At 40.6% G+C, this 22,835-nt stretch carries 21 protein-coding genes and 1 pseudogene; 5 read left to right on the top strand and 17 right to left on the bottom strand.

The genetic code is table 11. From position 1 onward, the window contains the following. Window positions 1-22: 22 nt before the first annotated feature. From CEG13_RS16600 to CEG13_RS16625, 6 genes are all read right to left on the bottom strand, one after another. Complete coding sequence (locus tag CEG13_RS16600; RefSeq protein WP_420843808.1) at window positions 23-2,410, bottom strand: heavy metal translocating P-type ATPase; 2,388 nt, start codon at window positions 2,408-2,410, stop codon at window positions 23-25. Window positions 2,411-2,422: 12 nt separating this feature from the next. Beyond that, complete coding sequence (locus CEG13_RS16605; protein ID WP_100013010.1) at window positions 2,423-2,731, bottom strand: metal-sensing transcriptional repressor; 309 nt, start codon at window positions 2,729-2,731, stop codon at window positions 2,423-2,425. A gap of 198 nt (window positions 2,732-2,929) precedes the next feature. Then, window positions 2,930-3,385, bottom strand: a complete 456-nt coding sequence (locus CEG13_RS16610; protein ID WP_239984690.1) for a DapH/DapD/GlmU-related protein — start codon at window positions 3,383-3,385, stop codon at window positions 2,930-2,932. 168 nt (window positions 3,386-3,553) lie between these two features. Continuing rightward, the gene (locus CEG13_RS16615) at window positions 3,554-4,393 is read right to left on the bottom strand and encodes an aldo/keto reductase (RefSeq protein WP_100013011.1); all 840 of its coding nucleotides are present in this window, start codon (window positions 4,391-4,393) and stop codon (window positions 3,554-3,556) included. A 39-nt stretch (window positions 4,394-4,432) separates the two neighbouring features. Further along, entirely contained in the window at window positions 4,433-5,254 is an 822-nt protein-coding gene (gene yidA / locus CEG13_RS16620; RefSeq protein ID WP_100013012.1) for a sugar-phosphatase, read from the bottom strand. Window positions 5,255-5,514: 260 nt separating this feature from the next. Then, on the bottom strand, window positions 5,515-6,849 hold the full coding sequence (locus tag CEG13_RS16625; RefSeq protein ID WP_100013013.1) for a 6-phospho-beta-glucosidase: 1,335 nt from the start codon (window positions 6,847-6,849) through the stop codon (window positions 5,515-5,517). 207 nt (window positions 6,850-7,056) lie between these two features. Here CEG13_RS16625 and CEG13_RS16630 point away from each other — a divergent pair, with 207 nt between their 5' ends. After that, on the top strand, window positions 7,057-7,779 hold the full coding sequence (locus tag CEG13_RS16630; protein ID WP_100013014.1) for a MurR/RpiR family transcriptional regulator: 723 nt from the start codon (window positions 7,057-7,059) through the stop codon (window positions 7,777-7,779). An 83-nt stretch (window positions 7,780-7,862) separates the two neighbouring features. On the opposite strand, the gene CEG13_RS16635 is transcribed toward CEG13_RS16630, so the two are convergent. The 4 genes from CEG13_RS16635 to CEG13_RS16650 form a co-directional block, all read right to left on the bottom strand. Continuing rightward, window positions 7,863-8,591, bottom strand: coding sequence for a DUF1385 domain-containing protein (locus tag CEG13_RS16635; protein ID WP_100013015.1), 729 nt, complete (start codon window positions 8,589-8,591; stop codon window positions 7,863-7,865). Window positions 8,592-8,855: 264 nt separating this feature from the next. Beyond that, window positions 8,856-9,950, bottom strand: coding sequence for a PQQ-dependent sugar dehydrogenase (locus CEG13_RS16640; RefSeq protein WP_192869562.1), 1,095 nt, complete (start codon window positions 9,948-9,950; stop codon window positions 8,856-8,858). Window positions 9,951-10,035: 85 nt separating this feature from the next. Next, window positions 10,036-11,286 (bottom strand): ATP-grasp domain-containing protein, encoded by a 1,251-nt coding sequence (locus CEG13_RS16645; protein ID WP_100013016.1) that lies wholly within the window; start codon window positions 11,284-11,286, stop codon window positions 10,036-10,038. Window positions 11,287-11,643: 357 nt separating this feature from the next. Beyond that, window positions 11,644-12,087 (bottom strand): dihydrofolate reductase family protein, encoded by a 444-nt coding sequence (locus tag CEG13_RS16650; RefSeq protein WP_100013017.1) that lies wholly within the window; start codon window positions 12,085-12,087, stop codon window positions 11,644-11,646. A gap of 434 nt (window positions 12,088-12,521) precedes the next feature. On the opposite strand from CEG13_RS16650, the gene CEG13_RS16655 reads away from it, so the two are divergent. Next, window positions 12,522-12,935, top strand: a complete 414-nt coding sequence (locus CEG13_RS16655) for a MerR family transcriptional regulator (RefSeq protein ID WP_100013018.1) — start codon at window positions 12,522-12,524, stop codon at window positions 12,933-12,935. A gap of 128 nt (window positions 12,936-13,063) precedes the next feature. On the opposite strand, the gene CEG13_RS16660 is transcribed toward CEG13_RS16655, so the two are convergent. The 5 genes from CEG13_RS16660 to CEG13_RS16680 all read right to left on the bottom strand — a co-directional run bounded on the left by CEG13_RS16660 (window position 13,064) and on the right by CEG13_RS16680 (window position 18,066). Continuing rightward, entirely contained in the window at window positions 13,064-14,470 is a 1,407-nt protein-coding gene (locus CEG13_RS16660; protein WP_100013046.1) for a Na+/H+ antiporter NhaC family protein, read from the bottom strand. Between the two features lie 190 nt (window positions 14,471-14,660). Continuing rightward, the gene (locus tag CEG13_RS16665; RefSeq protein WP_100013019.1) at window positions 14,661-15,224 is read right to left on the bottom strand and encodes a DUF4256 domain-containing protein; all 564 of its coding nucleotides are present in this window, start codon (window positions 15,222-15,224) and stop codon (window positions 14,661-14,663) included. Between the two features lie 36 nt (window positions 15,225-15,260). Then, on the bottom strand, window positions 15,261-16,733 hold the full coding sequence (locus CEG13_RS16670) for an MDR family MFS transporter (RefSeq protein WP_100013020.1): 1,473 nt from the start codon (window positions 16,731-16,733) through the stop codon (window positions 15,261-15,263). Window positions 16,734-17,090: 357 nt separating this feature from the next. Beyond that, window positions 17,091-17,327 (bottom strand): anti-repressor SinI family protein, encoded by a 237-nt coding sequence (locus tag CEG13_RS16675; protein ID WP_100013021.1) that lies wholly within the window; start codon window positions 17,325-17,327, stop codon window positions 17,091-17,093. Window positions 17,328-17,475: 148 nt separating this feature from the next. After that, window positions 17,476-18,066, bottom strand: coding sequence for a TetR/AcrR family transcriptional regulator (locus CEG13_RS16680; protein ID WP_100013022.1), 591 nt, complete (start codon window positions 18,064-18,066; stop codon window positions 17,476-17,478). A 395-nt stretch (window positions 18,067-18,461) separates the two neighbouring features. Here CEG13_RS16680 and CEG13_RS16685 point away from each other — a divergent pair, with 395 nt between their 5' ends. Beyond that, window positions 18,462-19,646 (top strand): M24 family metallopeptidase, encoded by a 1,185-nt coding sequence (locus tag CEG13_RS16685; RefSeq protein WP_100013023.1) that lies wholly within the window; start codon window positions 18,462-18,464, stop codon window positions 19,644-19,646. A 69-nt stretch (window positions 19,647-19,715) separates the two neighbouring features. Here the strand turns inward: CEG13_RS16685 and CEG13_RS16690 are convergent, their stop codons facing one another. After that, complete coding sequence (locus tag CEG13_RS16690; protein WP_100013024.1) at window positions 19,716-20,102, bottom strand: DUF2255 family protein; 387 nt, start codon at window positions 20,100-20,102, stop codon at window positions 19,716-19,718. A gap of 151 nt (window positions 20,103-20,253) precedes the next feature. On the opposite strand from CEG13_RS16690, the pseudogene CEG13_RS16695 reads away from it, so the two are divergent. Next, a pseudogene (locus CEG13_RS16695) lies at window positions 20,254-20,965 on the top strand (SDR family oxidoreductase). A gap of 220 nt (window positions 20,966-21,185) precedes the next feature. Here the strand turns inward: CEG13_RS16695 and CEG13_RS16700 are convergent. Then, complete coding sequence (locus CEG13_RS16700; RefSeq protein WP_204758497.1) at window positions 21,186-21,521, bottom strand: DUF2812 domain-containing protein; 336 nt, start codon at window positions 21,519-21,521, stop codon at window positions 21,186-21,188. Between the two features lie 373 nt (window positions 21,522-21,894). Between CEG13_RS16700 and CEG13_RS16705 the strand changes: the two genes are divergently transcribed. Beyond that, a complete protein-coding gene (locus tag CEG13_RS16705) occupies window positions 21,895-22,299 on the top strand; it encodes a Fic family protein (protein WP_158234719.1) in 405 nt (134 codons plus the stop codon). Window positions 22,300-22,835: the final 536 nt, after the last annotated feature.

Raw genomic sequence — 22,835 nt, forward strand, 5'->3', positions numbered from 1 at the left:
CCCCTTTCAAGTTGGAGTAAAATTATATCTTAACTCGCTTCAAACGAAGGGAGTTCGTAACAACACTGACTGAACTCAATGCCATTGCTGCACCGGCTACCCATGGCGCAAGTAATCCTATGGCTGCAACCGGGATTCCTGCTGTGTTGTAGCCAAATGCCCAGAAGAGGTTTTGACGGATATTTCTAATCGTCGCATGACTGATTTTAATTGCTTTCGGTATCAGCAATAGCTCGCCACCCAGAATCGTAATGTCCGCAGCTTCAATGGCCACTTCTGTCCCAGTTCCAATGGCTATTCCAATGTCGGCGATGGCTAATGCCGGAGCATCATTGACCCCGTCCCCGACCATGGCAACTTTTTTGCCCTGCAGCTGGATTTCTTTTACTTTATCCGCTTTTTCTTCAGGGAGCACTTGGGCGATTACCTGGTCGATGCCAACCTGTTTCGCAATTGCCTGTGCGGTTCGTTCGTTATCGCCTGTTAACATGATCACTTCCAGGCCTTGCTCTTTTAACTCGCTGATTGCCTGTGGTGCTGTTTCTTTAATCGTATCTGCCACGGCAACAATTCCGCGGTACGCTCTATCAACAGCAATCAACATCGCTGTTTTGCCTTGTTCTTCGTAATCGATCAATTCTTGTTCTGCACCACCAACATCAACTTGGTGATCTTGCATGAGTTTTCGATTTCCTACAAGAATTTCACTGCCGGAAATGACCGCTTCGATACCATGGCCCGGTACTGCATTAAATTCATCTACTTCACCTAAAGCAATATCATTTTCTGTTGCATAGGCCACAATGGCTTCTGCAAGCGGATGTTCTGAACCTTTTTCCGCACTTGCGAGTAGCTGTAATGTTTCCTGATCACCAGTAAAGTTGGTTACTTCAGGCTTCCCTTTTGTGATGGTTCCCGTTTTGTCCAACACGATTGCATTTAATTCATGGGTCCGCTCGAGATGTTCTCCACCTTTGAAAAGAATCCCGTTCTCTGCACCCTTTCCTGTGCCAACCATAATGGATGTTGGTGTTGCAAGGCCTAAAGCACAAGGACATGCAATGACAAGAACAGCAATCGCTGCGACCAAAGCAGGTTCAAATTGACCTGGCTGGACAAAGGAAATCCATACGATAAATGTCAGAATGGCAATCCCTACAACGATCGGTACGAAATAGCCGGAAATGACATCAGCTAACCGCTGGATTGGTGCTTTGGACCCTTGCGCATCCTCGACAACTTTTACAATTGATGCAAGCGCAGTATCTTTACCAACTTTTGTCGCTTCCATTTCAATCGAGCCATTTTTGTTTATTGTCGAGCCGATGACCGTGGCCTCAACGTCCTTTTCGATTGGGATGGATTCGCCTGTAATCATCGATTCGTCTATAGATGTCCTCCCCTTAACTACCATACCGTCTACGGGTATCTTCTCTCCAGGTTTGACCACTAATCGATCCCCAACGGCAACTTCCTGAACCGGGATTAGGCTTTCTTCGCCATTTCTTATTACGCGGGCTTCTTTTGCCTGTAAATTAAGCAAAGAAGATAAAGCGTTCGTTGTCTGGCCTTTTGCTCTTGCTTCCAAATACTTGCCAAATAAAATCAACGTAATTAATATAGCACTTGTCTCAAAATATAAATGCGGCATATACCCCGGATTGCCAATGGTCTTAAGTGCTTCATATAAACTATAGAAATAAGCAGCACTTGTACCTAATGCAACGAGCACATCCATGTTCGCTCCGCCATTACGGAGATTCTTATATGCGCCTACATAGAATTGCCAGCCGATAATAAATTGAACAGGGGTTGCTAAAGCAAATTGGAACCACGGATTCATAAATATAGCCGGGATCGACATATTAAATAAATGAACCAGCATGGTTATTAATAACGGTGCAGATAATACAGCAGAAATAATTAGCTTCGTCTTCATATTTTTAATTTGTTTCTCTTTATGGGTTTTCTTTTCTGCTGCTTCTGCTTTTGGTTTCGCATCATAGCCCATGTTTTTGATTTTATCAATGATCCCTTTAAGATCTGCGAGTCCTGGATTATATTCGACAGATGCCGTTTCTGTCGTTAAGTTTACATTTGCCGATTGAACCCCTGCTTGCTTATTCAATACCTTTTCGATACGGGTTGAACATGCGGCACAGGTCATGCCAAAAACATCCAGTTCTGTATTTTCCATTAAAACTCCGTAGCCGATATTTTCGATTTTCTTCGTAATATCGTCAATGGAAGTCTTTTCGGAATCGTAGTCTACTGTTGCCTTTTCTGTCGTTAAATTGACCTGTGCTTCCACACCATCCATTTTATTTAACACTTTTTCCACACGATTGGAACAAGCAGCACAGGTCATTCCTGTTACACCAAGTGTTGCATGATTTGTATCACTCATGATGGTCTCCTCCTTCTACTTGGAAAACTGCTTCAATACACTCATTAATTCCTCAATCGTCTCCTGCCCTTCACCTTGCTTAATTGCGTCACTGACACAATGGTTGATGTGCCGCTCCGTGACAGCGAATCCTACATTTTTTAACGCGGATTGAATGGCGCTGATTTGTACTAAAATATCGACACAATATCGATCATCTTCCACCATTTTCTGTATCCCGCGAACTTGGCCTTCTATACGTTTTAAACGGTTAATCGTTTTTTCCTTTTCCGCTTCTGTTCTTGGAGTCGTTGGGTGATCACGTAAGAATTTTTCTTCCTTCAAATGAATCACTTCCTTTTCGTTTATACTTATACTATACCCCCTGATGGTATTTATGTCAATAATAAAACTCTCCTTTTTTAAAACGCAGCATTGAAATATAGTTTGTTCAAAAATATCTCTTGGACTCGTATTTTATGGGAAAATAAAAATCCATTTTGAGCAAAAGTTTGATCAAAATGGATTACTATTTGGAATGGTTCAACCAACCTCTTTCACGACTTTCGCAGGAACTCCTGCAACAACGGTGTTTTCCGGAACGTCTTTTGTAACCACAGCACCAGCGGCAACAACAGCATTATCTCCAACCGTTACACCAGGCAAAATCGTTGCACTGGAGCCGATCCATGTATTTTTTCCGAGCGTAACACCATCAGCATACGTCGTGTTTCGCGTTTCCAAAGACATCCCATGATTTAGGGTCGCAATCGTCACATTCATGCCCAGCAGTGCACCGTCCCCGATATGGATGCCGCCTCTATCCTGAAAAGAGCAGCCCATATTAAAGAATACGTTCTTTCCAATCGTGATATTTTTCCCGAAATCCGTATAGAATGTCGGGAAGCACTTAAAAGATGAATCAACTTTCTTACCTGTAAGTTCACTAAATATCTCTACAATTTCTTCCTTGGAATGATACGATGAATTTAATTCCATCGTTATTTTTTTGTGCTTCAAAGCTGCATTGCGTTAACATTCCGTGAAGTTCCTTATCTTCTCCGCGAATTGGGTTTCCTGCTTTGCAATATGCGATGAATTCTTCCAGGTTCATGCTTATAATCACCTGTCTTTCTTTCATTGCGTATTTATGACGATATTCTCATTTCACCACAAAGCTAAAGGTTCACTGGTTGTTGGTTCCGGATAGACAGAATCTATTTCAGCCAAATCCTCTTCTGTAAGCTTAATGTTTGCAGCTTTTACATTATTTATTACGTGATCCGGATTACTGGATTGCGGGATGGCAATGGTCTGCCCGTTTCGAATAGACCATGCCAATAAAATTTGAAAAACATCGGCGTTATGCTTTTTGGAAATATCCAGTAACACCTGTTGTTTCGTTAAATCAGAAGCTCCTCTATCTACCGGAGCGTAGGCCATTAATGGCATGCTATTTTCTTTCATTAGAGGAACTAAATCGAAATCAATTCCACGATATCCTAAGTTATAGCGGACTTGATTTGTGGCACAGTGCTGGCCATTGGGAAGTTTTAATAATCGTGTCATATCATTTACATCAAAATTAGAAACTCCCCAGGATTTGATTTCCCCCTGCATTTTAGCTTGTTCCATCGCTTCTATCGTTTCTTCGATTGGAACGCTGCCTTTCCAATGAAGCAAATAAAGATCCAGATAATCTGTGTTCAACCGTTTTAAAGAATTATCTAGACTGATAGGAATCTGTTTTTTCGAAGCATTATTCGGTAGAACTTTTGAAACAAGGAATAGATTTTCCCGCTCATAAGGTTCAATGGCGTGACCTACTAAGGTTTCAGCATTTCCACTGCCATACATTTCAGCTGTATCAATCAGTTGAACACCATTATCAAGTCCTGCTCTGATTGCTTTTACTTCCTGATCAAATGTATCTGGCTTGTCTCCCATTTTCAACGTGCCAAGACCTATGGGAAAAACTTCTCTTCCGGCAATTTTTACTTTTTTCATTTTCTTCACTCCCTTTGCTGTTGCGTCTCGGGGATCTCCTTATTGCTCGACTTTACTCAGTATCAGTTCTTGTATCGCATGGGCAACACCATTTTCATCTTTGGACGATGTTTGAAAGTCAGCTGCTTCTTTGATAGCAGAAGTCGCGTTGTCCATTGCCACACCGCAGCCGGCATACTCAATCATGCTTAAATCATTGTCACCATCCCCTATGCACATGACCTCTTCCCGTTTTATGGAGAGTTTTTCGGCAAGCTGCTTTACTGCGACGCCTTTGCTTACGCTGGGATGGAGGATTTCCAAATAGAATGGCGTACTTTTGATCATCATATATTTTTCCTTGAATGACTTCGGAATGGTTTCAATGATTTGATCCAATCGGTTCGGCTCATCAACAAACATGACTTTGGGAATGACAATGTCCTCCGGCGTTTCATGTATCGGCCGATAATGAATCGGAATTTGATTGGCAGATGCTTCATAGATAGTGTACAGGTTAATCGTCTTATTTGGGTTATACAAACTTTTTAAATCAAAATAATGCATGGGTGAATCAACTTTTTTGCTTAGTTGATATAAATCGTTTAAGTCCTGGTATGTTAAGTTATTTTGTAAAACAATTTCCTCATTATGTGTATTTTGAACAAAAGCCCCATTAAAAGTTATGGCATAATCTGCTTCATTATTTAATTGCAATTCCTCAATATGGGGATTGATGCCGAAAATTGGCCTTCCCGTACAAAGGACAACTTTCACATCTTTTTCTTTCACAGCTTGGATCGCTTCATTCACTTCTTTGGTGATTTGCTGTTGGTTATTGAGAAGTGTGCCATCGATATCAATTGCGATTAATTTGTACAAGATGAATGCCTCCTTGTGATTTATCTATAACTTGATTAAACTTTGAATATCATTAGCATACAACCTAAAGTTGGCTCTAAGTCAATATTTTTACATAAAAGAGCGTCAAATAACCCACACTTTATTCAGATGTGAATTATTTGACGCAACTTTCAGGTATTTAAATTCTAAACATTACTATACATGAGATTGGTTCTTCCATTTAGCTCGGTGGCAAGTCACTTGCACACCACCCGGGGGAAGGGCCGGGGTCCCCAATTTTAAGCATTAACCCTCTCATTCTGGGAAAATTGCGGCAAATGTTCTTTATGTGCTTCGAGCATTTCATCTACAATTTGTTTTGCTATGACATCAGATGGAGTCAGTGGATTAATCGTTAACGCTAGAACTGCCTTATTATAGTCTCCCGTTACGGCTACTTCTGCTGCAATTCGTTCAAATGATTTAATCTGCTGAACAAGTCCTCGCGCAGCAACAGGAAGATCCCCGACTGCCATTGGAACAGGGCCATTTTTTGTAATAACACAGCTTACTTCCACCGCTGACTCATCCGGAATGCTCGCAATTGCACCTCGATTTCTCGTATTAACTGGTTGAATGTCGCGTTTATCATTGTAAATAGAGGTAATCAAGCGAACTGCTGCATCGGAATAATATGCCCCGCCACGCTCTTCTAATTGAGGCGGTTTGATGTTAAGATTTGGATCCTTATACAGCTCAAACAAATCATCTTCCAGCTGCTGGACGACTTCTGCACGAGTCCCCTCGTTCTTTGCGCTTTCCATCGTTTTATCCAGCATTTCTTTTGATTTGTAATAATACATGTGGTAAGGGCAAGTCAAGGCATTCAGGGATTGAATAAATTCAGGCTCCCAACCCATTCCTTCGATATTTTTAACAAAACTTGAGTTTTCCGGATCGGATAATTTTTGCATGACCTCGTCCTTTACACTAACTCCATCAAGGTATACATCCAGACCGTATACCATATGATTTAGCCCTGCAAAATCGATACGGATGCGAGAGTGTTCAACATCCAGCAGTTTAGCAACTCCCATTTCCATCCCAATTGGAACATTACATAACCCTACAACTTTGTCTATATTGGAGTAGCGCAAGACAGCTTCAGTTACCATTCCGGCTGGATTCGTGAAATTAATCAGCCAAGCATTCGGACAGAGTTTTTCCATTTCCTTTGTGATTTCCAAAATAACCGGGATCGTACGCAAGCCTTTAAATAGTCCTCCAGGTCCATTTGTTTCTTGACCAAGGACCCCATATTTTACTGGGATCCTTTCATCTTTCGCACGAGCATCCAAACCACCAACACGGAATTGCGTCGTAACAAAGTCGGCATCCTTTAATGCTTCACGGCGATCCAATGTCAAATGAACTTCAATCGGCAGGCCAGCTTTTTCAATCATTCGTTTGGCGAAGTTTCCAACTATCTCCAGCTTTTCTTTTCCTGCTTCAATATCAACTAACCATAACTCCCTAACTGGTAATTCATCATATCGTTTGATAAAGCCTTCTACTAATTCAGGGGTATAACTGGATCCCCCACCTATCGTTGCAATTTTAATACCCTTTGTCATTTTTTAACACCTCCAGGTAATTTAACCTCTTTCAGCAAGTAAAAGAGCTTATAGTTAAATTGTATCTGTAGTTGATAAGAAGGTAAATAAGTGGAAGGGATCTGGTTTCTAATAACGTAAGAAGTAATTTGTTACATAGATGTAACATAGTGTATCTCATTAAATTATTATGTTAAAATGGAAATATAGGAAGGAGAATCCTGCATCATGTTTACACATGAGATGATCGCTTCATTTAATGAGTTAGAAACTTCTTTATACAACTATATCAGTAAAAATAGTGAAAAAGTCGCTTATATGCGCATCCGTGAACTTGCAAATGAAACCCATGTATCCACAGCTACCATTTTACGCTTTTGCAGAAAAATAAATTGTGAAGGTTTTTCCGAGTTTAAAGTAAAGCTTAAGATGCATTTAGAAGAAAATAAGAAAACGGTTTTAAAAGAATCGCAACACTCCGTAATGGAATTTTTTGAGCGGACGTTAAAAGGAGATATAGAAGAAAATATTAGGGAAGCAGCAAGTTTAGTTAACACAGCAAATAGTGTCATTTTTATCGGGATAGGCAGCTCAGGTATTCTGGCTGAATATGGGGCAAGATATTTCTCGAGCTTGGGTAAATTTTCGATGTATATTAAAGATCCTCTATTTCCGATTCATTCCAAATTACGTTATAACAGCGCAACCATTGCCTTATCCGTCTCGGGAGAAACTGACTTTACCGTAACTCACCTTAATCAAATCAAACAAGAAGGAAGTAAAATTATTAGTATTACCAACAATAAACACTCAACTATTGCAAAAATATCTGACATAAACATCCCGTATTATGTAACGGAGGAGTGGTTTGAAAACGCTAATATTACGACCCAAGTACCTGTTCTTTATATTCTGGAAGCACTGGCACGTGAAATATATAAGCTTGAGTGAATGAGAACTACAGCTACGGTATAGGGAAAATGAATTACTAAAAAACCTCCAATAAAGATTTATATTTTCACCCTGTTAGAATGCTAATTTTCATTTTCCTTCTCTTCCAACCCCCTCAGCGCCTCTATCGCCACCATTAAATGCTTTTCTTCCGGTTTCGAGGTGAACAAATAATATTGCGCAACTTTTCCAATTGCCAATACTGCACCCCAAATTATTTTTGGTTCACCCCTCCATATCTCATATCCAATACTCCAGGAAACCAGAAAGACCCAAAGAGCATCACCAAATGCAAAAAATAATATACAGAAACAGGCGGAAACGGGTATCACTAAATTTGTACCGCAATTCTTATGTGTTCTCGGTTGCTTCTTTACTTTTTCTAATGTTAAATCCGGGTCTTCGTCATACGCACTGGCAGCCATGTGTTCCGCTGCATGATACTTTGCAATGGGAGTTATTTTCATGAAAAGTCCAGCTATAACAAAGAAACTGAGTAACATCACCAAGGCATTAATTTGTATGGCATGTAAAAAACTCGCATTTGAACTTCCGATTAATGAAGACTCCATCAGAAGCAAGCCTGTAAACACCACTAAATATATCTTCCAATAGTCGATGATGAATTCAAATAACAGGGAAAATGCCCGTACAAAAGGTATTTTCGAAAGAGTAGTAAATATTTTCCTAGTCCCCTTTTTCCGTCTTGTTTCTGTCGTGATTTCCCCATTCTTGAACCGAGCTAATGCCTGATACTTTTCTCCAATAAAACGAACAGAGTTTAATCCAGCTCTCCCTCCGTATATGTTCAAACCCCATCCCTCCCAAATTAGCTCAAATGTATTACTGATTCTATATAACTATGACTATTTTATCATATTTCTGACATCAAGGGGTATAGGTACAACAACAAAAAGACTGAACCGTTATTGGATCCAGCCTGAACTTGCATTGAAATTAATTTAATCAAACGTTTGATTATTATAACCGCACGTTCAAAAGAAGTGATTATTCAATTTTCTTATTTTCATAGATTTTACGCCATCAGTTTCACTCAGTTAAGATAACCTTACCTTTTAATCCAATTCTGAAAGGGCTATTCTATATAACCTGTCATCACCTTCTTCCGGCGCACCTCGCCCATCGCCGTTATTACTAATGAAATAGAGATAGTCATCTTCAACCAGCACATCCCGAATTCTTCCAAGACCGGTTATCACTTCACGGTATTCACCTGTCTCCAGGTCAAATTCCAAAACGGCAGATCCTCTTAAGGCGGCTACATACAAATTCCCATTATAATTGTCCATTCCGGATGGTGCCCAGGTTGAGTCATCTCCGGAAGTGAATTGCGGTGTGACCATCCCTTCCTGTTCTTCATTGCCTTCGATAATCGGCCATCCGTAATTTTGACCGGCTTCGATTCTATTTATTTCATCATTTGCATCATTGCCGTGTTCACTGGCATACAGCGTTCCATCAGACGTCCAGGTAAGCCCTTGAGGATTTCGATGCCCATAGCTATAGACGTAGGAATCCGGAAATGGATTGTCACTTGGTATCGATCCGTCCAGATTCATTCTCAAAATTTTACCGCCCAATGAATCGGTATCCTGTGCTATTTCACTTTCAGAAGCGTCGCCTGCTGTTGCATAAAGATAGCCGTCCGGTCCTATTTTCAATCTTCCTCCATGGTGGTAAGCACCACTGGGAATTTGATCAAGAAGCAGACTCTCTTCTCTCCACACATTATCTTCCAATCGAAGCGTTACAATGCGATTATATTGGCCGTCACTAACTTCGTACGTATAATAGGCATACGATAAGTTCGACTCGGAAAAGTCGGGGGCAAGCACAAATCCAAGCAAACCTGCCTCCGAGGCGGTGGACACCTCTTGTTCAAGCTCTACCGTTTGCCGCTCCACTTCCCCATTTTCAATTTGTACGATTGAACCAGGTCTTTCTGTCAAATAGAAGGTGTCATCAAGTTTTTCAATCGACCAGGGAACATCAAGATTTCCAGCAATCACTTCCAGGGCGTCAATAGGCAAAGATAACTGTTCTTCTTGTGTATTCTCCTGCTCATTGGAAGAATTTTGCTGCTCATTTTCAGAACATGCGACAAGGAAAAGAATACCTAACAGACAGGGGACAATTAGGATTTTTTTCAACAAGTATCACTCCTTGGATAATTTGCTCCTGATATAACCTCAGTCAGAATTGCTGCTCACCCAATCAGGGGCTACCCTCTATTTTCTATACGATCCGATATTCCAACTTGCTTTCCATCTTATCAATTTTATTCATCACATCTTTATACCCATTTCCTCTTACTACTGCTGTTGCGAGATAACATGATTCGAAATCTTTCGGAGGCAATACCACTTCATCATTAACGTACTTTAAGGGAACGATCAAAATAACATCCTCATCTTCCATTACGCCATCAAAACCACGTATATCCGTAATCACGCCTTCCTTATCGGCTAAAATTTCATAGTGACATACACTATGGTTGCTGTTTTTATCGAAATCCTGCCAGCTGTCCTTGATGTCTTCACCAACTGCTACTTTTATAATAAACTCCATGTATGAATGACCGGAAGCCTGTTCAAAGACATGGGAAGCGAGGAACCCGCCTGCAGGACGACCTGCAACTTCGATCACTTTGACTCCATCTGGTGTTAATCGTGCTTCCAGATGAAAAGAACAATCATTGAACCCCAGTTTTTTTACTGCTTTTTCCGTGCATTCCTTTATATTTTCAACCGTTTCATCATCTTTTTCTGACGGGAAAATTTCAAAGTAGTCGAGTGAATAATCGTCTGACACCAAATTATCAGCAACACCGGTAATATAGACGATATTATTTTGCACAACACCATCAACAGATACTTCCGGGCCTTCCAGAAATTCTTCATAGATATATTCGTTTGGGTAGTAGGTGTAAATTTTATCGTTCTCAGGAGAGGTAGATTCAATCATTACTTCATATATTTCACGAATATCCGTATTACCTTCAATTTTAAATATACCTTTACTCCCTGCTGCTCCGACAGGTTTAAAGATACCTGGCGTTCCCACCTCATTTACAGCTTGTTCCAAATCACCAAAAGATAGTACTCTCTTATATTTTGGGCAAATCTCCGGAACCTGTCTTAGTGTATCTCTCATTACATATTTATTCCTGGCCCTTTTTGCAGCTTCCACACTGATTGTATGCAAGCCTAATTCTGCCCCTATTTTTGCTACTAACTCCACATCTTTATCCGACCAGGTTAATACACCAGCAATCGTGTGGCTTTTCGAATACTTCACACTTGCTTTAACGGATTCTTCCATATCATACGTATCAGCCAAGATGAAGTCATCAATTAATCCCGCATCCAAACCAGGATCTGTATCCGCCAATAGAGCGATTCTATACCCTAATTTTTTTGCAGCATAAATTGGTTTTACCCTCTCGACTTTATAATCCCTTATATTTACGTATAGTAACGTCTTCAAAATATATTTCCCCTTATTGGAGTGCCTGTCACTTCCCGATATTTGTCGAACTCGGGAGTGGATTACTAAATGAAATACAACTACCCCCACTGTTACTGATTGATCTTCTCTGTGAGCAGCCTACTCTACTCCATAGCACTTACTTTTCTATAAGATATCTCAGCCATAAAGCATCATCTTTAAGTTTTTCCACATGATCCAGTTTGAATGTTACTGGAGTATTACCCGCATATTTGCTTTCTTCAAACAAAGAAGACATATCATGGGACCATTTTTAACTTTAAGTTCAATATAACTTAAAACTTCAATACAATGGGCCCACTGATTGTTAGGGAAAGAATTTTCTCCATTGCCGCTTCACATCTTTTTTACAGAATAGCGAATCCATAATGTACCGTATTCCAATTCTTCAACGGATTTAAGCTGAAAAGCTGTTTCTTTAATGCTGGTAAACGGGTCTTTTGCGACGAAGAACCGGTTGCCGTCTGGATCACCATTTGCGATCGGAGCGAGGATGAAGCTGACTTCATCAACCAGTTCATTTTGAATCATAGACCAGTTGATCGTTCCGCCTCCTCCAACCATCATTCGCTTGATATGAAACAGGTTATAGAACTTGTCCAGCATCACGTCATAATCAATTTGTTCTTTGCCCGCAATGATATAGGATATCTTTTTCTTTCTGAGAAAATCTTTATAGGCGTTTGAGACTTGCTCGGTTAAGACAACTACAATGTGTGAAGGCACACCGCCATAGCCAAATGTATTCTCTTCAAAGGCTAATTCTCCTCGTCTATCCATAGCTCATGGGGGCATCAGGATCCGCCACATAATCCCCTTCAGGAACGGGATCTGCGTTTTCATCCAACTCCGGTTCTTTGTAATGGGTAATGTTGTCTTCTGTTGACGTTTTACCGTTCAGATAGCCTTGTATTTCAATCTGTTGTTTTTCAGGGTCCAGTGAAAGTTCCTGATATTGCCGGCTCGCTTCTCAAATTCCCGTAAACCCATAATATCCAGAATGAATGACTCAGATTTCCTTTTCATCCATTTCTATCTTGAAAATTATCTTATATCCTATAGTTAACTCGAGGTCAAGTAGTTGATTTATATTTTTTGAAAAACTTTAAGCCTATCATTTTATTGACTTTGAAAATTCATAATCGCTATGGTAAAATTTTCAAAACAATAGAGTTAACTCGAGGTCTACTGCGAGGAAAGAAGGAGAAATGGAAATGACATATTCGATCAGCGAAGTCGCAAGTAAATTGAATCTCACTGTCTATACGTTGCGTTACTACGACAAGGAAGGACTTATGCCTTTTGTGGAGCGTACAGCTGGCGGAAAAAGAGTATTTAAAGAAACCGATGTCGAATTGTTAAATGTTATTGAATGTTTGAAGTCCAGCGGTATGCCGATTAAGGATATCAGGAATTTTATAGAATGGCTTTCTGAGGGTGATTCGACCTTGCAGCAAAGATATGACATGTTCACGGAGCGAAAAGCTGCTGTAGAAAAACAAATGGAAGAACTGCAAAAGACAATGGATCTCATTGAACATAAATGCGACTACTACAAGACGGCACTGGAAGCAGGAACGGAAGATGTTCATAAAAACGAAAGAATGGGAAAATCGGTTTTCTCCTAAAAATACAGGCTGGATCATTAGTGAATCCAGCCTGTATCTTTATTTAAACAAACGTTTGATTGGTATTTGGAAACCATCCACAATGTTGCACATTCGACAAAAATCGGGTGGTGACAGGCACCCCCCTCCTACCCCAGAAAGAACCCCGCTCCAAGAAAAAGTACTGCAGCAACGCCGACCCCAATGGAAACGATTTTCAATTTATAACGCGCATACTCGATAAGCGGGACATCCAGTATAGACGCCGTTGTGATCGTTGTGTCACCAAGCGGGGAGGTCATGGCACCGAATGATCCGGCGGCAAAGACTGCACCGACTGTCATTGGAAGCGATGCACCGGTAGAAGACGCCAACGCTATTCCAAGCGGCATGAAGATCCCCCATGTTCCAAAAGAAGAACCGAGGAAATAACTGACCACCGAACCGACTAAAAATACAATTGCCGGGATGGTGAAAGCCGGCAGGAAAGCACCGAGAGTTGCTCCGATAAACTGGGAAAATCCAAGATCTTCTGCCACAAGGGACAGGGACCATACAAGCACAAGGAGAATGATCGGCTGCATCAATTGATTTCCACCATCATAAAAATGATACATCGTCTCATCCAATTTTTGCTTCCTAAACATATAGAAAATGAAGGTGAGAATCAGGGTAATAAATACAGCAAGGAGAATGACAAACGTAGCGTCAGCTTCCGCAAGTGCATCAAATACCCCTGCTGCCCCCTTTTCCATTCCATCCTGCCACAATAGGTACATCGTCAGCCCAAGCAGCAAAAACAAGGGGACGATCAAATTCCACGGCTGTGCTTTCACCATGGAGAGTTCTTTTTTAACTCCTACACGGTGATATTCTTCCTCCCCCTCTTGTTTGCTTTTCTTCGTCTTCTTCGGTTTTGACCAGAATGTCCAAATCAAGCCAATAACCAGCATCACAATCGCAAAAAAGTTAAATGGAATACTGTATAAAAATACTTGATAGGCATCTGCCTCCAAATTATGTTTTTGAATCCCGCCCTCGATGAGCGAGACCATAAACCCGACAAATGCGGTTGCGGCCGGCAGCAGGACAATCACGGAGCCTGTGGAGATATCCATCGTAAAGCCGACTTTCCAGCTGGACATGTTCACCTTTTTCAGCAATGTTCTAACCACCGGACCAATCATCATGATCCGGAACATTGGCATCATAAAAGTAAATGGAAGCGTAAGCCAGATTACTGCAAGGAGTCCGCGTTCCGAGCTTATTTTGTCGCCAACCCACTCGGAAAAACCTTTGACCCCGCCGGATATTTGCATCATCCCGATCAGGCCGCCAAATAAGTAAAGAAAAGCAATGATATTTATATTTCCCGGATCAGACAGTGTCTCTACGATATAGTTAACTGTCTCTTTTGATCCATTGAGCACACTGAACTCCACCAGAAATGCACCAACAAAGAGTCCCAGCACGAGTCCGGGAAGTATTTGTTTTAACCAGATCGAAAATCCGATCACGATAATAAATGGAATTAAAGAAAGCCATGCATGTTCTATTGCTTTCACCCCTCCCACACGTCCTATTGTTACGATGTGCAGGATGCAGGGATTTCATGCAAGGGAAATTCTCTATTATAAGACCAAGAAAAAGTCAGGGATCGCGTGGGGCGGCAAAGTAGCCCGCAGCAACTCATCAATCTCGCCAGATCGTATAGTTGGCGATAAAATCAATTTAAGTCGCCTGCAATTAAACGCTCAGCGAACCGCGAAACCCTCTCACGCCATAATAAGAGGACGCACCATTGTGATACACGAAGACATGGCCGTAGCGATAATCGCAAAACAGCGCACCGCCGAGTTCTCTGATATCAGAGGGCGTTTTCACCCAACTAGATGTTTTCTGATCGAATTTTTCAAGTTGCTGCAACCCTCGATACTGTTCCTCCGTTAAAAGTTCAATGCCCATATCGGCTGCCATATCCATCGCATTATTTTCCGGTTTGTGTTTTTTCCTTGCCTCCAGCCCCGCACGGTCGTAGCATACACTTCTGCGGCCTTTAGGACTTTCCGCTGAACAATCACAAAAAATGTATTCGTCCTCACTTTTATCATGACCAACCACATCCGGCTCACCGCCAGTTCTTTCCATTTCATGGAGCGACCACAGTTTTTCCGTATCAGCATCCAGTTTTGTTTGGATTTCCGCCCATTCAAGACCTTCGTGACGGTGCATGTTTTTCTCAAAACGGGCTTTCAATGTGCTAAGTAATTCTTCACGCTGTTCTGGTGACAGGTTCTTTTCTATTGTCATGTTCGTCTCTCCTCCTACACTCATAATTTAACTTCCTTACGAATTAATTTTCTCATGAACGTCTTCTTCAATTGGACGGGCACGGTACACCAGAAATGACAGAATCACTGCCACGATAGAAATGATAAAAATGATAAAGTAGACAAGTTCTACCCCAGCAACCATCGCCTGGTTTATCGATTCTGGTGCAGTTGGATTTGCCACACCTTCTAAATAGCTTGCTTGTTTCGAATTTAGAATACTAATAAATACGGAAACGCCGATTGCACCGCTTAAGGGCTGCAATGCGGACATTACTGCTGTACCATGTGGGTATAAGCGTTTTGGAAGCTGGTTCAATCCGTTTGTCTCGGCAGGCATCATGGTTGCAGATACACTGAGCATGATTAAAATAAATCCGACGATAATCACCCATGGTGGAGTTTCCGCAGTCAATCGGCTAAACATAAACATGGTTCCGGCAAGTACGATGGTCGCTGGAATCATCATCATTCGCGGTCCAACCTTATCAAATAAAGCCCCCATAAATGGACTCGCAATCCCATTTAAAATACTGCCTGGCAACAATAGCAAGCCAGCCGCTGCAGGCGCCAGCGCCATGGGGCCTTGCATAAATACCGGTAAAATTAACTCAGATGCAAACATTGTCATCACGATGATGACAAACATGGCAACAGCATGGGAGAACATCGGCAATTTGAATACTCGCAAGTCCATCAATGGTTCTTCAACCTTAAATTGTCTAATTGCAAACAGTACAATACTTGTCACCCCAACAATGAGAGAGATTAAAACGTCTGGTGTTAAAAAGCCTGCTTCACTTTCCCCAACTGAACTAAATCCGTATATTGTCGCCCCAAATCCAATGGTTGAGAAAATAATAGAAAACCAATCAATTTTTGGTTTTGTTACTTCAGATACGTTAATTAAGTATTTATATCCAAATAGAATCGAAAATAACGCGAATGGAATGACAGTGATAAATAAAAATCTCCACCCCAAATAATCCACGATTACTCCCGAGAGCGTTGGGCCAATCGCAGGCGCAAACATAATGACCAAGCCAACAATACCCATAATTTTACCTCTTTTATGTGGCGGGTATATCAATAGGAAGACGTTGAAAATAAGCGGCATTAACAGTCCTGTGCCAATTGCCTGAATCAGACGGCCGGTGAGCAATATGGAAAATGTCGGTGCAACAGCTGCAATTGCTGTACCAAATGTGAATACTATCATCGTTCCAATGAACAGCTGCCTTGTTGTAAACCATTGCATAAGCAACGGGGAAATCGGAATGACAATCCCCATAATTAACATAAACCCAGTTGCGACCCATTGTACGGTTGGCAAGGTAATACCAAACTCTGCCATTAATGTTGTCAGTGCTATGTTCAGCAGCGTCTCATTTAATATTGCAAAAAACGCGCCTATGATTAATGCCATCATAATCGGCAATGTTTTTACATTCGGATCATCTGATAAGAATTCATATTTTGACTTGGTCATGGTTCCACCTCGGTTATATTGGGAAAGTTCTCTTCCTGCATAATTATATAGTATAATATAAGTTAACTGATTGCGATATAGTCAAGACGTCGGGTAAGACAAAAAACACCCCTTTAGACGATTAAATCTAAAAGGGGGGAACAGTGTAACTTTGTTTTAGAACACCGCCTTCACAAAACCGAAGAATGGCGTCTGTATCTTTTAAGTAGTTGAACAAACCCATAACAGCAACGGTTTTGGAATAGGAAACTGTCACATATACTAGGATAAATTAAAAAATCCATTTATAAAGAGGACTTAAAATGGATTTAAGATTGATAAATCAGCGTTTAATTTTATTAAAGAGTTTGATCTTCCTTAGTGAAGAGCGTCAGGGCTTTTGTCAACGGAAAAGTCGCTCAAAATTTGACGCACTTCATTTATATTGATTCCCATATCCCGTGCCATTTGCAGGAGTTCGACCCATTCCGGATCCACTGCATTATTTAAAGCCTGTTCCTTATCCTTTAATTGCTGTTCTTGGTATAATGGCCGCTCTCTCCTTTTCAACGTTGCGTCTGCAGGTTGCTCCATAACTTCTTTTTCTTTACTCAAAGGACATCCCCCTACTCAGATTCGTAGTATAGTCAGCTCATCCTTCCCGTCTTACATCTGATGTCGTCATCTGCAATTTCCACTGCCCACACTCAGTACAATTACCCTATAAAGCTTTATAATTCCAATTAATCCGTACATAGGATTATCATCCAAGCAAATCAAGAATTGCTTCCGTCATATCATCGAGATCAACAGGTTCACCATCTATATGATGATGTAAGATAGCACCTGCTATGATGTCGTAGCACCTTATGGCCAACTTTCTTGAATCTTGTTCCTTTACGACCCATCCTTTCATTTTCAATCCATCTATAATGGTGCTAATATCCTCCACCCACTTCTGGTGATACTCCTGAAAAAAAGATTGCACCTTTGCATCATGACGGTTTTGGATATAGAAATCGTAAAAGACCAATGTCCATTTTGAAGATATAAACCGATTGAGAACCTGTTTACTCCAGTAGTCAACGGTGCTTTTGAAATCGCTGCCAGCAACAAGTCTCCCCTCTTCATTCTGGTCACCCTCAAAAAAGAATCCTTGATGATCCATCAGTTGAAAAAAGAAAGCCTGTTTATTTTTGAAATGAACATAAAAGGCGCCCTTTGTATACCCGGCTCTCGAAGTTATATCTTCAAGGGTGGTAGAAGCATATCCTTTTTCGCAAAACACTTCCACTCCAGTTTCTATTAATCGATTGTAGGTCTCTTCCCGCTTTTTCTGAAACTTGTTCTTCATTATTATTTCTAACCCCTTAGATCTGTTTAAATAACCTTCCCACTATCCGACGATGCTCAACCTGAGTATATCAGGACTGTTTAAATTAAATACTAACTGATTAGTATTTAATTTTCAAGTGATTTTTTTAACTTTCAGCTATTTTTATATAAAAACCGGTGATTTTACCTTCTCCTCTTTCATCATTCGCGTTCATGATTTACAGAAAAGATAACTGTAACATGACCTATTATTTGACTTAGAGTTGACTCAAAGAACTAGACTGTTTAATTAAATAGGTTCTTCAGAGGGGAAAATGGGTTGTTTCTTTAATTTTATTCCATTACCAAGAGCAACTTTGAAAGAAAGAATTCATAAAATAAACATAACTTACAAAAGAAGGGAAGGGATGGGTTGTGTTATTTTCTATTGCGGAATTTCAAGAACGGCTGGCTAATACAAAAAAGAGGATGGAATCAGAAGGCATTAATGTACTTCTGGTGACCGATCCGGCGAATATGAACTACTTAAGCGGATATGATGCATGGTCCTTTTACGTGCACCAGCTGCTTGTTGTAATCATAGATGAGGATCAGCCATATTGGATCGGACGCGGGCTGGATGCAAATGCCGCCAGATATACCACATGGCTGGACCAGAATCACATTCAGTCCTATGGTGATCAATATGTTCATTCGGCCGTTAGACATCCAATGGAGGTCGTAACTGATTTTATTAAAGGAAAGAGGCTGGATAAACAAACGATTGCGATGGAGTTGGATGCATATTATTTTACCGCGCAAAGCTATCTTCGGTTAGCCAAAGGGTTACCTGAAGCCAAACTGAGGGATGCAACAAATCTGGTGAACTGGGTGCGCAGCATGAAGTCAGATCAGGAAATTACCTATATGAAGCAAGCAGCCAGAATTTCGGAAAAAACAATGCACGCGGCGTATAATGCACTTAATGAGGGAGTGCGCGAGAGTGAGGTAGCTGCGGCCATTTCTTACGCACAAATAAGCGGCACGGAAGAATTTGGCGGGGATTACCCGGCGATCGTTCCATTATTACCGACAGGTGAAAAAACGTCTGCATGTCATTTAACCTGGACCGATGATACATTCCGCGCAGGAGATCCGGTTATTATTGAATTGGCAGGCTGTTACAAACGCTATCATTCGCCACTTGCCCGTACAGCGGTTGTTGGGATGCCTTCAGAAGAAGTATATCGCCTGAGTGAAACAGTTATCGAAGGCATCAATGAGGCATTGGATATCATCAAACCTGGTGTAACCTGTGAGGAAGTTGAGCTTGCCTGGCGCAGATCGCTTGATCGGAATGGCTATAAAAAGGATTCCCGTATCGGATACTCTGTCGGACTCAATTATCCACCGGACTGGGGAGAGCATACAGCCAGTCTCAGACCGGGAGATCAGACGATATTAAAACCTAATATGACGTTTCACATGATACCAACCATGGATCTCGGGCATATCGGTATGGAAATCAGTGAAACCTTCCGGGTAACCGAAACAGGCTATGAACTGCTCAGTAATTTCCCGCGTGAATTACTGATTAAGCCGAATGCTCATCTGGCGTGATAAGCATAAAGGTAATCTAATAAAAGCCACCTAATCAACAACATAGATCAGGTGGCTTTGTAAATTGCTTTATTCATTTCGAGGCAAAATTAATACAGTTGCACTTACAGGTTCTTCCCTTAACATAGGTGGAAGATAGCTGCTGTCACCGTATTTTTCTTTATAGGCTGCGTCTATTTTTTCTGTTAAGGCGGAATCATTTTCTACAGGTTCAAAACTAACATCGTATTCTTCCCCAGCCAGTTTTATTTTGCCAGCTTTTTGCACAACAGCGGAATTATACCACCGTGAATTTTGGCCGTTATAAGCTCTTACATAGAGGTTGCCATCTGCAACAACGGACCAGATCCATGTTGGTGTTCCGGGAGTTTTTCCGTCACTGTAAAATGGTGATACATACATATCATCCGCCTGGGAAAAATCAGCAAGCTGTTCTTGAGTCCAGTTGGCTTGCATTGCTTTCACCTCCTTTTCTATTTATTTTCATGGTAATACTTCGAGCCGACTTTAAGTCAAGGATAATGATTGTGATCCTCCAAATGTTTACAGAGAGTTTGTATGTGGAACCCTATAAAAATAATAGAGCTCTTAGACGGAGGAATAGATGATGGAACCAACAGAAATGCAAAAAGGAAGCACTCCGAGACAAAAACAGGAAAAACAGCCCGGAATAGAATCAAAAATGAACCCCCTTCCACATCAGCCTACTGATTACAAAGGATCAGATAAATTGAAAGGAAAAAACGCACTGATTACCGGTGGCGATAGTGGAATTGGTCGAGCTGTTGCTATTTTATATGCAAAAGAAGGTGCAAACGTAGCGATTTCCTATCTAGATGAACATGAAGATTCGGAGGAAACGAAGAAATTAGTAGAGGCAGAAGGATCCCAATGCCTGCTCCTTCCCGGGGATATTAAAGAAGAATCACATTGTATCGATCTGGTCGAAAAAACAGTAGAAGCATTTGGCAGGATCAATATTTTAGTAAATAATCAATGCTTATAAAGGAAATGCCGTACTCATGGATTATTCCGCGACAAAAGGTGCGATTACTGCTTTCACAAGAAGTATTGCGCAAAGCCTTGCCAAGAAAGGAATCCGGGCAAACACGGTTGCTCCAGGGCCTGTCTGGACTCCACTTATCCCTTCCTCCTTTGACGAAGATGGTGTAGAAAATTTTGGCCAGAATTCCTTAATGGGACGCCCGGGCCAGCCATCTGAACATGCCTGGCCATATGTCATGCTTGCAGCAAAAGAATCCTCTTACATGACAGGGCAAGCCATTCATATTAATGGTGGGAGTTGGACATCGTCTTGATGAAAAAATGTCATCGATAGCTGGCAGTGGCTTGTCGGTGGCTTTTTTATGCCATTTTCATTTCAAATTATTGTCACAGAATCTTTTTATTAAGGTTTTCATCTCATCATGTTAAAAAAATAATTAAATAAATTTATCTCTTGACCTCGAGTTAACTATAAGTAATAAGCTTATTGTGTAAGAGAAAAAATGCAGGAATTGAAATGAACAGGAGATATTTTTAATCCAAGTTCTGGAAACTTACCTTTTTCGGAGAACCCTTTACAAAATAATATTTAATTCCAAACTTACTTATTCGAATAAGGTTATAACCCTTTGCTTCCATCGCTTCCAGCCATTTTTCTAGCTTATCTGGAGAATATTGCCCGGCCACTCTTCTTTTTACAATAACTTGCTCATTCTTTTTTAAGAATTGTTCATCCACATACCCAGGTGTTACTTGAGAGGATCGGCTGGCTCCTCCCATCTCAAATCGTTTATTCGTTTGTAAAGTTTTATAGCGGAATATGGCACGAGTGTGCAAAGGGTTATCCCAACGGCAAGGGTTATAATCCACATGGGACTTCCCTCAATATTCACCTCTGCAGCAGGATTGAATAATGTAAACAGACTTATCAACACCATCGACAGTGATGATAAAATTATATAAATAAATATCCCAACAAAGAAATTCATCAACACTTTATTCCGTTTGATAATCCCTTCTCGCTCGGGAAAGACTTTAATATCCCTTTTTGGCTGGTTATTTTGAATCACCTGCCAATTACGGTGGTGATATACTTGCTTCCAACCATTGTTTTTCAATGTGTCGGGCCATAACTTTGCCAGAAGCTGTTTCCATTATACTAAATAATACGCTTCCTAATAGACCTAATATATCTAGAAGTGAATTTTATGAAGTAGACAATCACCAGCAGACATTCGAATACATGATAGATAAAATAGATAATAACGCTGTGTCCGCAGTTAAAGATATACATGAAAATTTAACAGACCGCCTGCAACATGATAAAGGGAAATTCAAGACGGAAGAAAATTTTATTAAAGGCACAGAATTTTCAACAGCACCACCTGAATTGGTTCCGCAACTAATGGATCAATTAATTGGTAATTTGAATTATCGATTGGAAAATAGTCATTCAGATGATGGTAAACTGTGTGCTATACTGGAGGCATATATTCAGTTTGAAAAAATTCATCCCTTTTCAGACGGAAATGGCAGAACAGGAAGGATGGTAATGAATTATTCGCTATTGGAAAATAATTTACCTCCAATTATAATCAAAAAAGAAGATAAGAATACGTATATACACATACTGGTGAAGCACAAATAAAAGAATACCCCAGCAAAGAGGATATTGAGCACTTTGTTCAATTGGTAAAACAATAATGGAACACGAAAAAAGGAGAATGGTCTCGTTTTCGAGAAAGAATAAGTAAATGAACTTGGAGATATAAAACGAGTAGGTTATATACAAACCAAAAGAGGTTATAAGAAACGTAAGAAGAAAAAATCATGGAGGTGGACAGCTTATATGAATAAATCACTTATCACTTTTGCTGTGTTTGCGGTTCTAACTATTGTGTACTTTGCAGGAGTTGAACCAATAGTGGGCATGTAATAAGATAAAATTATTTAGCAGAAGCAGATGCCCCTGGGCGTCTGCTTCTTTTGCTTAGTAAAAGCTGTCTGCAGTTGAGCTGGGTTATGAGCAAGGGAGGTGAGTAAGTGTGCAAGCTTAATGAATTAACATGATATACCGGATTAAGCACTAAAGGTTAAATCAAACCAAAAAAGGTTATAAGAAACATAAGAAGAATTTTTTAAAAACATGGAAGTGGGTAGCTTATAGGAATAAAGCGCTTGTCA

Source organism: Lentibacillus sediminis (assembly GCF_002763455.1).
Classification (GTDB): domain Bacteria; phylum Bacillota; class Bacilli; order Bacillales; family Amphibacillaceae; genus Lentibacillus_D; species Lentibacillus_D sediminis_A.